This window comes from Bacillus sp. EU55, from assembly GCF_038005925.1.
Classification (GTDB): domain Bacteria; phylum Bacillota; class Bacilli; order Bacillales; family Bacillaceae; genus Bacillus; species Bacillus velezensis.
Genome location: NZ_JBBOUE010000001.1, coordinates 2,352,179 through 2,368,690, shown reverse-complemented (window position 1 = coordinate 2,368,690; position 16,512 = coordinate 2,352,179). Strand labels below are relative to the sequence as shown.

Annotated in this window: 17 protein-coding genes and 5 pseudogenes; 11 read left to right on the top strand and 11 right to left on the bottom strand. The window is 37.2% G+C overall.

The window, feature by feature from the left end:
- The first annotated feature begins 496 nt into the window (after window positions 1-496).
- The 3 genes and pseudogenes from NYE50_RS12015 (at window position 497) to NYE50_RS12005 (ending at window position 3,503) form a co-directional block, all read left to right on the top strand.
- A pseudogene (locus NYE50_RS12015) lies at window positions 497-2,302 on the top strand (T7SS effector LXG polymorphic toxin).
- A 2-nt stretch (window positions 2,303-2,304) separates the two neighbouring features.
- The gene (locus tag NYE50_RS12010) at window positions 2,305-2,763 is read left to right on the top strand and encodes an SMI1/KNR4 family protein (RefSeq protein WP_094295962.1); all 459 of its coding nucleotides are present in this window, start codon (window positions 2,305-2,307) and stop codon (window positions 2,761-2,763) included.
- Between the two features lie 380 nt (window positions 2,764-3,143).
- On the top strand, window positions 3,144-3,503 hold the full coding sequence (locus NYE50_RS12005; RefSeq protein WP_021493945.1) for a hypothetical protein: 360 nt from the start codon (window positions 3,144-3,146) through the stop codon (window positions 3,501-3,503).
- Between the two features lie 63 nt (window positions 3,504-3,566).
- Here the strand turns inward: NYE50_RS12005 and NYE50_RS12000 are convergent.
- Window positions 3,567-4,586, bottom strand: a pseudogene (locus tag NYE50_RS12000) (hypothetical protein).
- A gap of 381 nt (window positions 4,587-4,967) precedes the next feature.
- Between NYE50_RS12000 and NYE50_RS11995 the strand changes: the two are divergent.
- Window positions 4,968-5,085: pseudogene (locus NYE50_RS11995) on the top strand (DNA polymerase); the annotation flags it as partial.
- 42 nt (window positions 5,086-5,127) lie between these two features.
- Here the strand turns inward: NYE50_RS11995 and NYE50_RS11990 are convergent.
- Both NYE50_RS11990 and NYE50_RS11985 read right to left on the bottom strand, forming a co-directional pair.
- Window positions 5,128-5,250, bottom strand: a complete 123-nt coding sequence (locus NYE50_RS11990) for a PhrK family phosphatase-inhibitory pheromone (RefSeq protein WP_109567019.1) — start codon at window positions 5,248-5,250, stop codon at window positions 5,128-5,130.
- Window positions 5,247-6,362, bottom strand: a complete 1,116-nt coding sequence (locus NYE50_RS11985; RefSeq protein WP_109567018.1) for a Rap family tetratricopeptide repeat protein — start codon at window positions 6,360-6,362, stop codon at window positions 5,247-5,249. Before NYE50_RS11985 ends, NYE50_RS11990 begins: the two co-directional genes overlap by 4 nt.
- 376 nt (window positions 6,363-6,738) lie before the next feature.
- Here NYE50_RS11985 and NYE50_RS11980 point away from each other — a divergent pair, with 376 nt between their 5' ends.
- On the top strand, window positions 6,739-7,191 hold the full coding sequence (locus tag NYE50_RS11980) for a hypothetical protein (protein WP_094295960.1): 453 nt from the start codon (window positions 6,739-6,741) through the stop codon (window positions 7,189-7,191).
- Between the two features lie 232 nt (window positions 7,192-7,423).
- Here the strand turns inward: NYE50_RS11980 and NYE50_RS11975 are convergent, their stop codons facing one another.
- The gene (locus NYE50_RS11975; RefSeq protein ID WP_094295959.1) at window positions 7,424-7,798 is read right to left on the bottom strand and encodes a YoqO family protein; all 375 of its coding nucleotides are present in this window, start codon (window positions 7,796-7,798) and stop codon (window positions 7,424-7,426) included.
- A gap of 579 nt (window positions 7,799-8,377) precedes the next feature.
- Here NYE50_RS11975 and NYE50_RS11970 point away from each other — a divergent pair.
- Window positions 8,378-8,674 carry a hypothetical protein gene (locus NYE50_RS11970; protein WP_021493937.1) on the top strand — a complete coding sequence of 99 codons (297 nt, stop codon included), beginning with the start codon at window positions 8,378-8,380 and terminating at the stop codon, window positions 8,672-8,674.
- 178 nt (window positions 8,675-8,852) lie between these two features.
- On the opposite strand, the gene NYE50_RS11965 is transcribed toward NYE50_RS11970, so the two are convergent.
- The 4 genes and pseudogenes from NYE50_RS11965 to NYE50_RS11950 form a co-directional block, all read right to left on the bottom strand.
- Window positions 8,853-9,317, bottom strand: a complete 465-nt coding sequence (locus NYE50_RS11965; RefSeq protein WP_021493936.1) for a hypothetical protein — start codon at window positions 9,315-9,317, stop codon at window positions 8,853-8,855.
- Between the two features lie 262 nt (window positions 9,318-9,579).
- Window positions 9,580-9,979, bottom strand: a pseudogene (locus NYE50_RS11960) (ATP-dependent DNA ligase); the annotation flags it as partial.
- Between the two features lie 157 nt (window positions 9,980-10,136).
- The gene (locus NYE50_RS11955) at window positions 10,137-10,658 is read right to left on the bottom strand and encodes a hypothetical protein (RefSeq protein WP_021493934.1); all 522 of its coding nucleotides are present in this window, start codon (window positions 10,656-10,658) and stop codon (window positions 10,137-10,139) included.
- Window positions 10,659-10,732: 74 nt separating this feature from the next.
- Window positions 10,733-11,161 (bottom strand): hypothetical protein, encoded by a 429-nt coding sequence (locus NYE50_RS11950; RefSeq protein ID WP_021493933.1) that lies wholly within the window; start codon window positions 11,159-11,161, stop codon window positions 10,733-10,735.
- 683 nt (window positions 11,162-11,844) lie between these two features.
- Here NYE50_RS11950 and NYE50_RS11945 point away from each other — a divergent pair.
- Entirely contained in the window at window positions 11,845-11,982 is a 138-nt protein-coding gene (locus NYE50_RS11945; RefSeq protein WP_224988095.1) for a hypothetical protein, read from the top strand.
- 23 nt (window positions 11,983-12,005) lie between these two features.
- Here NYE50_RS11945 and NYE50_RS11940 read toward each other — a convergent pair whose 3' ends face one another.
- A complete protein-coding gene (locus tag NYE50_RS11940; protein ID WP_224988096.1) occupies window positions 12,006-12,230 on the bottom strand; it encodes a hypothetical protein in 225 nt (74 codons plus the stop codon).
- Between the two features lie 552 nt (window positions 12,231-12,782).
- Here NYE50_RS11940 and NYE50_RS11935 point away from each other — a divergent pair.
- From NYE50_RS11935 to sprB, 3 genes and pseudogenes are all read left to right on the top strand, one after another.
- The gene (locus NYE50_RS11935) at window positions 12,783-13,040 is read left to right on the top strand and encodes a DUF3221 domain-containing protein (protein ID WP_022553206.1); all 258 of its coding nucleotides are present in this window, start codon (window positions 12,783-12,785) and stop codon (window positions 13,038-13,040) included.
- A 185-nt stretch (window positions 13,041-13,225) separates the two neighbouring features.
- A pseudogene (locus NYE50_RS11930) lies at window positions 13,226-13,398 on the top strand (hypothetical protein); the annotation flags it as partial.
- Between the two features lie 2 nt (window positions 13,399-13,400).
- On the top strand, window positions 13,401-13,577 hold the full coding sequence (sprB, locus tag NYE50_RS11925) for a recombination directionality factor SprB (protein WP_007612049.1): 177 nt from the start codon (window positions 13,401-13,403) through the stop codon (window positions 13,575-13,577).
- A gap of 33 nt (window positions 13,578-13,610) precedes the next feature.
- On the opposite strand, the gene NYE50_RS11920 is transcribed toward sprB, so the two are convergent.
- Window positions 13,611-14,036, bottom strand: a complete 426-nt coding sequence (locus NYE50_RS11920; protein WP_224988097.1) for an SDR family NAD(P)-dependent oxidoreductase — start codon at window positions 14,034-14,036, stop codon at window positions 13,611-13,613.
- A 314-nt stretch (window positions 14,037-14,350) separates the two neighbouring features.
- Between NYE50_RS11920 and phyC the strand changes: the two genes are divergently transcribed.
- On the top strand, window positions 14,351-15,502 hold the full coding sequence (phyC, locus tag NYE50_RS11915) for a 3-phytase (RefSeq protein ID WP_094295957.1): 1,152 nt from the start codon (window positions 14,351-14,353) through the stop codon (window positions 15,500-15,502).
- Between the two features lie 51 nt (window positions 15,503-15,553).
- On the opposite strand, the gene NYE50_RS11910 is transcribed toward phyC, so the two are convergent.
- Window positions 15,554-16,510, bottom strand: coding sequence for a CgeB family protein (locus tag NYE50_RS11910; protein WP_029974272.1), 957 nt, complete (start codon window positions 16,508-16,510; stop codon window positions 15,554-15,556).
- Between the last annotated feature and the right edge of the window lie 2 nt (window positions 16,511-16,512).

Sequence of the window (16,512 nt, the reverse complement as noted above, 5' to 3'; positions counted from 1 at the left end):
TTGCGTTGACTTAGTCGATGACTTAGGCGTATTAAGGCACAGGGTAGCGGTGGGCCGTTACCGTGTTTGAACGTTTCTTATTCTATTAAACTGGAATAGGAGGCGTTCTTTTTTTATGGATGATGTTCGGAAGGGGAAACCGATTAAACGAATATGCAGGCGTAAACTTCGTGATTTCGGTGAATTAGACATAAAAGATAAATTACTGAATAAGTCCTTCGCTCTCCAAGGTGTTATACATTACTCGCAGTGTTTTTAAGGCGTATTTATCGTGCTATCTGATAGACCTCGCTTCTTTTCCTCATCCGATATATAAACGTTCCCCTTAAATTGCACCCAATCATCGCGCATATAGTTTTTTTGTAGTGCCGTAATCTCGATCAATAGCCGTAGGAGTCGGACTATGGGTTGAGTAAAAATAACTATAGGAATAGCATTAACTCTCCTATACTATGGTAAAATTTAGAGTGTTGAGCGTCGGAAAAAGGAGAATGATATGAAGGTGTTTGAAGCGAAGTCATTACTTTCTGAAGTGGATAAAAGAACCAAAGAGTACAAGGAACTAAGAACGCAATTTATCACTCTCAGGAAAGCCTATCAGTGAATGGCTGACTTAGACGATAGTGAGTTTTCAGGCAAAGGCGCTGATAACATTAAAGCTTTTTTCAAGGACCACGCCGGCGTCACAGACAGCTGGCTTGACCTGATCGATATGAAAATCGCATTTCTCACAAGCCTTCCCGGCAAGGTCGAAGACGCCGGACTTTCCGGTTCGCATGTGGAGGAATCTTTTCTGGAGCATGAACTCACCCACGCCCTCAGTAAATCAAAGGCAATTATGGAAGGGCAAAAAAAGGACATGGGGTCCATCCTCAGAGAGATCGAAGACATCATCTCGCTTGATCTGTTTTCAACCGAAAGCATAGATCAGAAGCTTTCTTCAGCTGACAAAAAAAGAAGTGAAACCATACATAAGCTCGGGAAGCTTGATCACGATCTAACGAAAGAATACACAGAAACCGAAGCGAACGAACAGTTCATCCAAGCCGACTTTCAGCAGCTTCAAAATGCCACAGGCAAAGGAAAAAACGCCACTCCGCTTCACTATAACGCCAAGGCATACAGGGAAAGTGACATACATCAGAAAAAAGGCGAGATTGCAAGACATTCGGATGATTATTTGACGATTAAAAAGGAAGAAGCGAAGGAGCGGGAAATCAAGGATCTGAAGAAAAAGCTGGCCGCTGGTGTCACCGATCCGGATGAATATTTGGAAATTGCGAAGAAGATCGGCTATGAAAACCTTGAATCTTCCCAGCGGCAGTATGTGACGCAGCTTGAACAAGCAAAACAGATGGAAGAAGCCGGAGAAGTGACTTGGGATATTTTAAAAGGAGCCGGCGTTGGTTTATATGATGTCGGGAAAGACACGGTAACCGGTCTATGGGACTTCATAACCGATCCGGGGGAAACGCTGTCAGCACTGGGGAATGCAGTACTTCATCCTGTTAAAACATATGATGCTGTTAAAGCGGCAATTGAAGAGTCGTATCAAAAGGATATGGTGAACGGAGATGCTTACTCCAGATCAAGATGGGTGACATATGCAATTGGTTCAGCAGCTGTGGCTGTCGTCGGAACAAAAGGCGCAAGAGCCGTTAACAAAGCTGATGCGGCGGGGAAGGTTATAAATAAGGCAGGACAGGCAGGGAAGAAAATTAAAGACGTTAAACTTCCAGATCTGCTTCCTTATAACTCTAAGTATGACCTTGCTCTGACCGATAACGTACCATACAATGTGGTTGACAGCCAAAACCTTAAAAATGAACTATTAACTAATGCGAAGAAATTAGATGAGAGCAGAAAGCCATTTACAGGTAAGGAATTAACTCTCCCTTGGCTAAATAAAGAGAAGTATGGCGCCTTTGAAGTTAAAGGGAAGGTAAAAGCTTCGGGTAAAACTAAAGATGTAAGTCGAAGAGTGTACACGTTGAAAGATATTGATATAAACAAAGTTGATGCTGAAAGCGGAAAAACAAATTTACAACTTATGAAAAAAGGTGACGCTCCTTTTGCTAATGATGGCACAAAAATCAACTTACATCATTTAATTCAAGAAGAGCCAGGAACGATGGTGGAAATTCCAGCTTCTGTTCATCAAAATAATAAAAAAGTTCTTCATGGATTGAAAAAAGGTGGGGAAAGTTTTAGAAATGACAGGGAGTTGCGGAATCAGTATAAAAGCTTCCAACGAAGATATTGGAAATGGAGAGCGAGCCAATTTGAGAAAGGAGAAATGTAACAATGACTTATCATGAAATTGAAGAATTTATTAAAGAAAACGCTGAAGATGATGATTTTACAGGCGGAATAAGTGAAGAAAAAATCAAAGAGATACAAAATCGTTTAAATGTAAAACTTCCCGAGAGTTATAAGTGGTTTTTAAATAAATATGGCTCCGGTGGAATTTACGGGGTAAATATACTTGGCCATGGGAAAGTTTCTGCGAGGGTTGTTACAGTTACTGAGGAATATAGAACTCATTATAATTTAAGTGACGGTATTGTCGTTATAGAAGATGTAGATGAATTCTCTTATTGCCTCGATACAAACAAAATGGAAAACGATGAATGTCCAGTAATAGTTTGGGCAAATGAAGCCGGTTATGGTGACAAGGTTGCAGATAACTTTCTGCAATTTTTCTTGGAAGAGCTTGAAGAAGCAAAAGAAAATTGGGAAGAGGACGAAGATTGGGACGATTAAGTAGAAGTATTGCAAAGTTAAGCTCTCTTTTTGAGAGCTTTTTTTGTATGAAATAATGAAATAAGATACTGTTGGTTGAAAAGAAACTGTTTTTCCATCTATTATATTTGGTGGAATTTAAGTTGAATATCTCGCTGGAATTACCGATAAATAACATGTTAAATAATACCAAACGGAAGGAGTTTGTTATACAAAGGTGAAGCGAACATATACAAATATGACCCTATACTTGGACAAAACAAAGTTGTGATAGGATGGGACAAATACATTGAAATTCCAATGAACGAACTTGCTTCAAATGAGATTCAAGTTGAAGGGCTTGGGAAAAACATGAAAATCATTTACAGCAACGTTGTAAAATTTGAGAGAGGGTGAATGCTATGGAAGGTCTAAATAACTCTTACAATATCACGAAAGATCCGAAATTTTTAGCGTTTTGCAGTTTAGCGACAGAAGGTGCAGGAATTAGTTCGAATCAGCAATGTTCAATTGGTTTTAATGAATTCAAAGAAGCGCTGGAGAATGGCAAAGTAGTTGATAATAAAAACCTTAAAAGCAGTTCAGAGTTAAATCACCAGTTTGATTACTGGAAGTCCAGAATAACTGGGGGACGAGCTGTAACTGAAACTGATAATCAAGTGTTAGATATCATCAAACAAGCATACAATCTTGGAATGGTTACGAAAGATAATATGCTTTTGAGAAATCAAGCCATTAACGCGTATAAAACATCTATTTAATTTAAAATCAAAGCCCCTTATCCTACAGGAAGGGGCTTTTTGCTTTGCACCTATTCTTTATGTTTAATCTAAAACCATAAAGTCCTGCACTTTTGTTTCTTCTTCAGGTAAATTAAATTCATTAGTTTTCTTTTTAGTACGAATATCAAAAATCCCCATATAGCCACCAATGCCTTTTTTGTTTTCCTCTTGTGAAATCACATAAAGTTTTTGATCTTTAAACTTTGCATTCATATACGGAAATTTTAAATCGAATTTTTCAAAAGAAAAATCTTTATCGTACTCAAGTAAGCAGGCGTATCCGGATTTATTAATATATGTAACGTAAAATTTACCGCTTTTTTTTGTCGTAATACACAGTGTCCGCTTATTCGAGATCATCAGGGTATTTTATGAATTTTGATTTCCAGGATCCTTTTTCGATTACAGTTAGTTCATGTTCTGAGCTAGCCACAACATATTTTTCAGAGTGATCAAATACATCTCCATAGGAAGCTAATCCAATCGTTTTAATAATCTCTTCTGTTTTTCTATCAATGACGTACAAAGACATTCCTTGAATGACGTAAATATACTTATCATCGCTTTCTCCCATGGTTACGAGGGAGGGCAAAGTCAGGCTGTATTTTTTATTGAACTTTTTATCATTTACTTTCAGTTCATTTCCATTGGTGTCGATATTATAGGCTTTTACATAAATATCTTCTCCTTGATACCAAAAAGCAAATGGATTGGATAATTTATGTTCTTTAATGGTGTTGTTTTTTAATGTGTAATAATATGGTTCATGTTCAGCTAACAAGACGATATCGTCTGAAGAAAGGGTTTTTTTCTGGATATATGGTATATCCGGTACCTTAAAGTATCGTTTATTGAATTTTTCTCCTTGGGATGTGGATATGAGTACGCTTTTCTTGATGAGTGGATTTAATAGATAAAAAAGATTTTATCCTCGGTTGGATTAATTTTAGAAGTACGTACAGAGTGTTCAGTTTTATTTATAAAGAATGTATTGATCAACAATATTACTATTACACCAATTAGAACTCCTGAAATCCCATATAAAACATAAGACTTTTTCATATAACGCTCCTTATCTTTTTTTAAAAAATAAAAAGACACTTGCAGAATAAATCTGCAAGTAAAATGATTAGTAGCTAACAGTTTTTGATGAACGATCAATATCTGCAGGTGTGACAAGTGCGCCTCCATTACTGTCTAGGTCGGTTCCTTTTGTGTTTTTGTATGATTGCCACACAAGTTTAGAGCAATACTATTTATTTGTGCTTTTTTGGTTGCAGCCACTGAATAAGGCTTACCTGTTTTACTACTAGCATATCTCTGGGCCTTTACCTTATCATAGATATCTGCGCCCTTAACATACTGTTTCTTTTTGCTTTTGAATCGCTTACCCCAGTTGTTCTGATAATTCCTTACCCCTTTTCCAGCCCATGCTTCCATAATTTTGTTACGGACGGGATAAGAAATAAATATGGATCTAAAGCGCTTACGAGCTGTTTCATATACACCTGGAGGCACAGCTTTGCATAGAGCAGGTTTGACGGGGGAACACAAATCATAAAATAAAAAGCCACTCATATGAGTGGGCTAAGTTAATTAATTTTTAACCTCCGACTGGCCTTTCAGCTACCTGGATGTTAGATGGTGAATCAGTACTCAATTGCGTTAAAGCTACTCCACTTAAAATTACAGTTAAAATAGATACGCAAAGCATAATTTTTTTCATAAGATTCCCTCCACCTGATTCATTTTCTGTTCAGCCCAAATTTTTTCATTGAAAAAGCTTGTTGCTTCTTCAAAAGCACCTATTGATTCAAACCTTTTTGCAGCTATGTAGGACAATTCATCTACACTTTCAAGGTCATTTTGTTGTTTTAAAAACTCAATGTAACGGATGCAATTATTGAAGTTGTTTTTTAATTCACCACAATATAGGTTGTATAGGATGCTAATTTTGGCTTCGTATACCTTATTCTCCATTAATATGAGTCTTTCCTGTGCTTTATTGTAAAAATTAATGGCTTTCATTTTTTCGTCAATTTTAAATAGCTCCTTAATCATCATGAATAAAGAATTTATATAATAATTTGAATTCATCCAAGATTCATTTCCAATAGCTTTTTCGAGAGATTTAATGCACTTATCAGGTTTGTCCCAATCAGAATACACGATACTAAGGTTGTGATATAACTGAGCTTCCAAATATTCATCCTTTGTTTCTTGTGCAATGTCTATTGCTTCTAAATAATATGTTTCTGACTCCTCAAACCGTTTCATATCGGAATAGTTTGCAGCCGCAATCATTGTTGAAGTTGCCAGTTTGCATTTATAGTCAGGGTGTCGCTTATATATTGCAATTGCATTCTTGATATAGTGTTGTGCCACAATGCTTTGTTTAACAAGAGTGTATAAGTAGGAGACCTTGGAGTAGAATTCAGCTGCTTCAATTTCATCCGGAATTTCTGCAAGCTTTTTCTCAGCTAATCCATATAAGTTAATTGCTCGATCATAATTTTTGTTGTATGCCTCGTACATTGCTTCAAATAAATAAAAGTTATATTCTAATTTATCGTTCGTTCTTTTTATGAGATTTTCATTCTCTTCAGTGAAATAAGTGTGCTTTTGTAATGGCTCTCCGCGTGAAGAATGCAGCAACATTTTGTGTCTTTCTTCTAATAAACTGTAATATGCAAGAACTTCTTGATCTTCTTCCATGTCATCGAACAGGCTTTTTATCTCTGAGTAATATTTTATTGACTCATTTACCTTTTGTTTCTTTATAGCAATGTACCAATCATTCAGTGTAGTAGCGACAACTTCTGAAGCGATCTTGCTCATCCAAACCCCTCTTTCTGAAAATTTCCAAAATCCCTTGAAAATAATCATAACATGTCATTGAAAAAAATGTAAAAGGATGTAGAGTTTTTGTGGTTTCTAATTTGAAAAAACGGAAAAAATACACTCCTCGTTAGAGAAGGGTACGTGATCAGTTTGCTGTTGCTTTCAGAGAAGCAAGTCACTCATCTAATGTTCCAGAGAAACCTTGTTGAACAGCTAATTCATATGCTGATTTTCCATCTTTACCGGCAGCACCAGTAGCTCCTTTAGCTCCAGTACTGCCTTTTTCACCTTTTAATGAAGCTAATCATTCAAAAGTGATGAATATTTAATTCGGGAGTAAGGGAAATTAACAAAAAAATGTGAGGGAATGTAGATGAAACGATTTATCTTGGTTATACCTTTATTGGCTGCTGTTATTGCCTCTTCAACTCAAATGAAAGCAAGTCCAATGCCTTGTAGTGCAGTCCTCGAACCGGTAAATCAAAAACTGAAAAATGCGAAGGGTGCGGCACTAATCTATAAAGTGCGGTTATACCCGCCAAGTGCTGCAAGAACGAATATGAGTATTCTTGCTGTCCACCTTCCTCAACCATCTTCTTATGGAAGCTACGACGGTTATGAAGGATTTGCCGCCAAAACAGGGGAGATCAGTTGGCGATTTAAACTATATCCGACTCCCGAGGGAGAGAGTCCTAATTGGGCTGGAAGGATTGATTCCATATCGGCTGAAATGACAAATGTTAAAGTGCAAGTACGCCTTTCAAATTCTAAGACACAAAAGTTGGGGCCGAGTGTATTAACAAACAATATTCAATCTTGCTATTAGAAAGTTAGAGCTCTTATCAAAGAGAGCAATGCGACTGGATCTTTTGTAAATTGTCAAAAAGGTAATTGATCGAGAAATTCTGGTGAAAAATGAAGAAGAGTCCATTAAGATCGAATGTCTGAGTCAATTCATCATTTGACAGAAGAGAGCCGGCAAAAGCCGATATTGCGTTTGATTTTGTACATAGAAAGACGGCATAAAAAGAAATGGTTAGCTAAAAAAAAGCAAAGAGTCAACGCTCTTTACCATCAGGTGTTTTCCTTAAGCGGTCTGCAATATGCTTAATTAAACTCAGCGCAGCAGTCACTAATCCAATAACTAAAGCAATTTCAAGTAAGAGGATAAATCCAAAATTCAAACCGCGACTTTCAAAGTAATCACCGGTAAAAAAGAGCAATTGATAAATTCCAAGCATTAGCACAATAAAGGAAGCGCCTATAATCGCCAGAGACTTTTTAGAGAACTCCTTAGTATGGTTAAAATTATAAACCAATAAGAACAAAAATAGACAAGCCATGGCGACCTTATGAGTCAATGAATCACTTGGTGAGAACCCTTGCACAAGTAAGGAGATAATTAATCCGGTCATTCCGATTATTTTGTTCAATATATCACCTGCTTTGTATAAGTATGACCTTAGATGTCAGCTTACCAATTAAAGGGGATATTCTCAACATAATGCAGTTTAAAGTTAACTTAAAATGTGATTATTTTAAGAAAGAGGTTGAAATATGCTCGGTTGTCAAAAAGGGGAGCAAGTAAGGTTTTTGAGAATGGAGAATTGGGAATTATATTGTGGACGACAATTCGAGGTTCTGTAGGTGTTGAATGGGACTCTGGTGAATATGGTGAATACAATGATAAAGTCGATGAGCTATTAATGTTAGCAGATTAATATGTTTTCCGAAAGTTAAACGAAAGCAGTTCATTAAAGGAAGGGTTAGACAATGATTAAAATACCGCTATTCCAAGATGAATATTGCAATGGTGAATTGTTGAAATTGATAGGCTATTAAATGGTTTCATAAAAGCAGAGTTAATTAATATTGAAGTGATTGATATCAAATACATTTCACTAAATACTGTGTGAACTCATAATACAGCTCTGCGTATATATAGAGAAAGGACTTAAGATCACTAGGACGTGAAGATGAAATCATGATTTTAAACGGAGTAAGAAGAAGAAATGAAAACCTATGTAGCAACCAAGGAAACTGAGTACTTTACCAATGAATCAATTAAAGAGGTGCTTTATGCTGGTGACAATAAAGAAGCTGTCTTTAGCAAAATTGATGGCACTTCAGGCAACAGGATAATTTTAGATGTTTGTTTTGATGGCTTGAGGATTAAATCTTTTATCAGAATTCATAATGGTGATTGGCGAGTAGCTTTTGATAAATTGGGCAGCACAAAGAAAGAAGTTGAAGACTACAATGCCAAACTAATTGAGGCAAAATTTCTTTTAAATGTTGGAGAGAGCTGAACAAGTCTAGATAAAAGAAGAAGGATTTTATCTAGACTTGTTTTTTGTGTGGGAGCAGCCTTGAATATTCGATTGTATTACCAATATATCGTAATTTTTACAAATAATCCATTTCTATCTTACGATAGTTTTTAACGAATACAAAAAAGCCCCACGAATGGAGCTGCTAAATTACGTTTTATTGAACATAGCCAGAAAAGTCGCTCGGAGCAGAGAAAGATAGATAGTAAAGCGCATTGGCATCTAGATTTTTTATTGTTCCTGTAGCTGTACCATTAGCATTTACAGTTAGTGTTTCAGTAGCAAAAATCCAGTCGGAATCATTCCAAACTTTCACAGTTAGTTTAGTTCCAATATTGTTTGTAATTGAATAGCTTATCGTAGATTTGCCTTGAAAATAACTGTTTGAATATAATGTATTGCCAGTTGCTTGTCCAGCGAATGTCAATTTGTTTTTCGTAAGATTTACAACGCTATTTGAATTAGGAGGGTTAAGACCAAAAGCTTTAAATTCACCTTCGACAGAGCTAGTAAGCTTAGTTGAAAACCTAGAATTGTCGGTCTCAGCAGATGCGGCAGTGGCAATGCTCAGAGAAAGAATGGCCACCATGGTGCAAATAATAAAACTAAACAACTTTTCCAAATTAAACACTCCTTTATTTGTAAATTCAAGTAAATAATAACATTTAATTTTAGGAGGTCAATAGGTTTATTCAAACTGGAATGAATCTGTCACAAAATATGAAGAGCATTTTGGTGAATTACAGCTAAACGATTTGGATAACTTATTGTATTACGTACTTGACTTTAAAAGGCTAAGCATTAAGGAGTTATGTAATGGAGAGATTATACTCTCCAAGATTCAAAGGAATGTATGCGGAGTTCCATGTAGTCCTTAAATCTATAATCACTTTCAGCCAGCTATAAGAATGTTTATTAATCTCATATGGGGAGTTAGCTTTTTTAATACGATTCCTTCAAGATGCTTTTCTTTGGTAGCTTAAAGTAAGCTAAACCGTTTCCCTGCAGACCTTCAATAACAAATACATTGTAATGTTCAAGTTTAATGTCTAAAAGCATGTTTTTTCGTTCAGTGAGCGGCTTATTAGCAATTGAATGCCCATTAATATAAATTACATCGACTACACAGTAAACGACCTTATGGGCAGATTTTTTAGACATAAAGCGTCCCATTACAGTCTCAAAGTCAGGAACACCACCTTGGGCTGCAAAAACAACAGTACCATTGAGCATATCAAGATTCGAGAGTTCTGGGAACTTGTTTGTTACTTTATTGTTGTGACGAAGTATAAAGCTGGAAGGTTCAGTGTGAGCTTTAGGGGCTGAATTTCTTAGAGAAAGCACTGTATGAAGAGGGATTTTAATTAAATAAAGCAGACATTAAGCCTGCTTTATCTTTTTGAACATTAATATGCATTATGTTCTCACCAAATGCCCGTCCTTAAGATTTTAAATTCTGGGCACGATCAGACTTTTTAGGGAAAATACATTCTAACAAAAGAAAAAATAAAGTTAATCCTAATGATAATTTAAAATTGTCGCTGTTCCCAATTGAACATAAGATACCCACTATATAAATGAATAAAAACCTAAACAATGAGGCAAATATAAACTTGAAGAAGTTATCCCCAATGAGATGCCTTCCAACAGCCACAAAAATATTATCAAAAGTAAAAGAATAAACAACCATACACACACTTGTTATAACAATCTGTTTAAATTCTATTTCTAATTCAAAGAAGCTTACAAGCACATTTGCTGATCCTGTTGCAAATAAGATTATCACCATTATGACTGCAGTAGGAATGAGTGATAAAACCAAAGCTCCTATTACTGTAGATAATAAAAATTTTTCATTTGTGTTTTTTTCTGCAGCTTCTTTCTTTTCTCCTCTGTACATAAAAATAAAAAAGACGATGAGAGATAAAAGATAAATTGATAACGTCATAACAAGCAGATTCATGGTGATCTCTCCTTACCTAATTAAAACAAAAGAGTGAAGGTTGTAAGCCTCACTCTCTTGTTTTTAATGTATAGTTATACCAAAAAGAACACAACAACCTTCGCAATTAACTGTGCATCAGCTAATGGAATTCCGGCTTTCACTAAGGCCACAGTAACAGCTGTTTCTCCGAAATTTGTAAGTTCATCTATAACGTCCGCCGCTTTGTGTCCCCACTTAGAACAAGCATCACCAGCTTTTTGAGCCCATTTATATGGGATCTTTTTAATAAGGTTTCCTAAAGCGGGGCCACCAACCCTAAGTGCTTTTACTAATATTTGTTTAGCGAAAGGAATGCCCTGTGTATGTACTTCAGAATTTGAAGCTAAAGGAGCCTGTACGCTATTTTGAACTACAGGTGCTTTTTTACTTTCTGCTGCACTTGCATAGCCAGGAGAAACAACTGATATAGCCAGCACAGTCAACGTGAACACCATGATAAATGAAATAAGTTTTTTCTTCATTTCTTCACCATCCTTAAATAACCATTAGTTTAATATATTTACAACTATATTGGATATTTGTAATAAAATCAATATATTACCTAAAAATTTTCAGTTATAAAAGAAGGAACAAGAATTTTAAAAACATACTTTTGTTATTATACGAGACACAACTTTTTTAAAAAAGAACCGAAAGTCTCATTGGGGATGCCCATTTTATGCCGTGGAGAAGATTCAATAAAACTGTAGTTTTAACAAAAACAAATATTTTCAGGGTAACGTCTGAGTGTAATATCATTAAAACACTCAGAGGGGGAATTAGGTTTGAGAAACACCATTGACAAGATTGGAATTTTACTGAAGTGGTTTGCTTTATGATTTTGGGGCAGGAGTTTATGCGAAAGAGCTAACTCAGACTAGGAATGATACTGAAAGCAACGTCTACCATCAATCAATATACTTAAAACCGCCTCAATTATTAAGACCCCTAGTTTTTCGACAACTGCAGATGATTGGGAGGATGCCGGAACTACATACGGGATACCAAATTTGACAAGTACTCAACTGCCGCTCTCGTTCAAACATAGGATTTGCTTTTAAAGTTGCCTACAGGGGGATGGTCATCTTATTTAGCTAGATTAGCTAATATGATCATTCTAGGTGAATATAAAATTGTTTACTTTAAGGATAAGAAGGAATTTAAGATGGCAGTGGCAATTTTAATGACAAAACACCATGTAACGATTTATGAAGATAAGGATAGAAAGAAAAAATCGGGAGTGACAGCTTTATCATCACAGACAAAAGCGGCTCAAAAGCTGCTGCAATGTGATAAAAAATAATCCTGCCTTAGGTGGGAGGATTATTACATGCTGTTTATTAAGCTGTAAACAATAAATAATGGATAAGAGATAATAGCAATTAGTTTTGAAGATTTGCTCTTTTTTTTAAATGTGTATATTAGTGCAAATCCTAAAAAGAATATTGTGACAAACCAAGAAGAATAGGATGGGTACAATGCAATAAGTAAGACAATAAGAGTGGATAACGCAAAAGAAGAGTTTAGTGTTATTTTCTGATCGTTTTTCAAATAAACCGCCTCCTTACACATATTCTCCCCATATAAAAACACTTAAACATTATATTAAGTCAGCATATGATTAAATGATAAACATTTTAAGTAAAGAACAAGATAAAGTAATCCGGCATTTCAAGGACAAGCTGAACATGTCTGAAAAACTGTACAAATCCTTAGTACATTTAAACTGCTTATAGATAAGCAAAATGATTAAGCGGAAAGGCTAGATAGACTTATAAGTCAGACCTTACCTAAACATTAGATCGCTTAAAGAAGGTGATGTGGTTGATCAGCCAATGGAATATTTCATGATGCAATTGTGCGGTTCTATAATGGTGAAGACCTCGCCGTGTTCCATTTGTCCAGGGGGAATTTGTTTAAATTCATAAACATGAGGCGTTTTAGTCTGTCATTTCCTAAAACAGTGTTTTATCCTTGTTACAAATATGCAAGAAGGGCGGTTTGAACTTGTATAGAGTGTTTATAATGCTGTTAATTTTGTTATGTATAACATTAGGGTGTCAAAACCAACATAACAAACATTTTATGGAGGCTGAGCAAACCATGGTCGGCTATGTCATTTTAAAAGGAGAGAATCAAGCAATTCTCATACCTAATGAAAAAGCTGATGTTAAAGACTATGAAAATCTTAGTGAAAAAGAGATTATTGAAAAGTATAGATCGGATATAGTTTTACTGGGACTTAGTGAACTTAACAATAAAGATGACTTGAGCAAAGGACAAAAAATTCGTATTTGGTATAAAAAATTAAATGAATCTTCACCTCCAAAAACAAACATCTCAAAGTTTGAAAGTATTTAGTACATATTCTTTCATTCCTATGAATGCCGCTGCAAAACTGAAGCGGCATATTGAACAGAAATTAATGTCTTCAAACCTCACCTCATTCGCGGTGGCTTATTCCTGCCCCAAGATTTATTTGACGATTGTGACTCAGGTGCAGAGAAGGCACATATCAAGAATTCATTTTTGAATTTATAGGCACCTTGAATAAAACCAGCATTCCCATATTCATATGCGAAGAGATCGGTACTGAACGCTGGATAAAGAAAAAAGTTAACGATACATTGAACAAGCTTGTGAGGCTTTGATAAAGAAAGAACAGTCAAGAGACGAACCATTACATACATATAATACTCCTGTGAAAGCGGGGGTGTAGTTTTGGAACCTTACCAACGTTATGAGGAATTAAAGAAGAAAACAATAAAGGTTGTCCATAAAGATAATTACAGTATCCGCTATATAGATCAGGATGAAGCGAGTAATGACTTAGATGAATTTTATAAACAATTTGCTCAGCATTTATTGGAGGCTGCTTTGGAAAGGAGTGCAGAGTAAGCTTCTTTTTTTGATTTGTTTGTAGTAAGTATCTTAATAAATGGCTTTATCGGTACTGATATTAATCACATGCGTCACCTCTTGCAGCAAAGCGGCTTCTGCGACATTTTGTCCGCCGATAAGGTTGGTTTGAATGGCTTCAAAGGGATTATCCTCACATGTCGGAACCTGCTTCAGCGCAGCTGTGTGAAAGACAATATCAACACCTTTCATCACTTGGTTGACTCTTCTGTAGTCACGAACATCGCCGAGCACAAACGACAGTCTTTGTTCATCCGCGTATTTTTGTTTCATCACATATTGTTTGCTGTCATCTTTGCTGAACACAATGACTTCTTTAGGGGTTAAGAGCAAAAGGCGTTTTACTATTTGGCTTCCGATTGATCCTGTCCCGCCTGTGACGAGAACAGTTTTATCGTGAAAAAACGGTTGTAGCTCTACTGCTTGCTGTTTAGGCATGGCTTATCCTCCAACTCTCGTTTCTCTACCATGCATCATATGTTGAACAATTTCAGCGAGTTAATGAAAGAAACCAATAAATCAAAAATTAGAGAAAAACATTAATCTGTGCGCTTTCACTTCGCTTTACCCGATTAATAGAATAGAAATACAAATAAAACATTGTACTAAATATTCATTTTAAATATTTGCTCATGTCAATTTTTTCTCTCCATAAATTCTCATATTCGTACAATCTTCACAAAAACTTAACACTGAACTTCCTGTATGTATTTTACAATTAAAGTGAACGTTCATTAAAAGGAGGAAGGAAAATGAATCATTCAAAAACACTTTTGTTAACCGCGGCAGCCGGATTGATGCTCACATGCGGTGCGGTTTCTTCCCAGGCCAAGCATAAGCTGTCTGATCCTTATCACTTTACCGTGAATGCGGCGGCGGAAACGGAGCCGGTTGATACAGCCGGTGATGCAGCTGATGATCCTGCGATTTGGCTGGACCCCAAGAATCCTCAGAACAGCAAATTGATCACAACCAATAAAAAATCAGGCTTAGTCGTGTACAGCCTAGAGGGAAAGACGCTTCATTCCTATCATACCGGGAAGCTGAACAATGTTGATATCCGCTATGATTTTCCGTTGAACGGAAAAAAAGTCGATATTGCGGCGGCATCCAATCGGTCTGAAGGAAAGAATACCATTGAGATTTACGCCATTGACGGGAAAAACGGCACATTACAAAGCATTACAGATCCAGACCGCCCGATTGCATCAGCAATTGATGAAGTATACGGTTTCAGCTTGTACCACAGTCAAAAAACAGGAAGATATTACGCGATGGTGACAGGGAAAGAAGGCGAATTTGAACAATACGAATTAAATGCGGATAAAAATGGATACATATCCGGCAAAAAGGTAAGGGCGTTTAAAATGAATTCTCAGACAGAAGGGATGGCAGCAGACGATGAATACGGCAGTCTTTATATCGCAGAAGAAGATGAGGCCATCTGGAAGTTCAGCGCTGAGCCGGACGGCGGCAGTAACGGAACGGTTATCGATCGTGCCGACGGCAGGCATTTAACCCCTGATATTGAAGGACTGACGATTTACTACGCTGCTGACGGGAAAGGTTATCTGCTTGCATCAAGCCAGGGTAACAGCAGCTACGCGATTTATGAAAGACAGGGACAGAACAAATATGTTGCGGACTTTCAGATAACAGACGGGCCTGAAACAGACGGCACAAGCGATACAGACGGAATTGACGTTCTGGGTTTCGGGCTGGGGCCTGAATATCCGTTCGGCCTTTTTGTCGCACAGGATGGAGAAAATATAGATCACGGCCAAAAAGTGAATCAAAATTTTAAAATGGTGCCTTGGGAAAGAATCGCTGATAAAATCGGCTTTCACCCGCAGGTCAATAAACAGGTTGACCCGAGAAAACTGACTGACAGAAGCGGAAAATAAACATGAAAAAAGCAGCTTATCAAAGCTGCTTTTTTTGATGTGAAGAGCGTTTCATGAGAAAGTCCTGGAACGGATAGCCGCAAGCACAGCCGGCAGCCGGTCATACGTGTACGCCGGTACTGTCTCTTGGTAATTAAGCGCCGCGATTTGTTTACGTTCACCCGGGTTTGTCATATAAAAATGGATCTTATCCGCAAAATCCGCAAGCCCGCTGTAAGAAACAAAGGATGAAAACGGGGGCGCGGAAGAAAGGTCTGTCAGCTGAAAGGCCTGACAAGCCGCAATGTCTAAGCTCCTCGTATTTAAACTGATATTTTCGATGCCGCGTCCGTTCTGATTGAGCGCAAACCGATAAGAACGGTGAGGGTTTAAGACCACGTCTGCGCTGTTGTAATATAATGCGGCATGTTCGGGTTCAATCCATTCATCCATTACGAGCACATTTTGCTGCCTGGCGATTTTTTTAGGCAGATGTCTGCGCCATCCCTTCCCGATAATACGAAGCGTATACGGAAGCTTCGCCGCTGCTTTCACCAGTTCAACGCGGTTCGGGTAAGGGTATCCGATCAGAAGCAGATTTGTGTGAAGAGAGGCTTCAGCAGGTTGTTTCTTAAAAAGCCGCTGATTAACGGGGATCGGGACATAATATACGTGCTGTAAGCCCATTTGCCGGTAAGCATCAAGCGCGTTTTGTTCTATCGTCAAAACGGCATCGGCGAAAGGGGCGATTGTCATGCTCACATCGAAATAAAAAGGATCCTCCGTCATCCATAGATAAACGGGAATCTGTTCCGTCTTCAGCCATTGAAGCCATTCAGACGGAATACGGTCTCCCGTCATCATCAGACTGATGTCTGGTTTGAATGCCCGTATACTGCGGATGGTATCTTCCTCAAACTCAGAAACAGAAAAAAAGCGGACGGAAGACTGTAAAAAGCCTTCCTCGATCCAGCGGTCAAAATACGTGTATATGCCTTTATATCCTGAACGGATATATAAAACGTTCATAT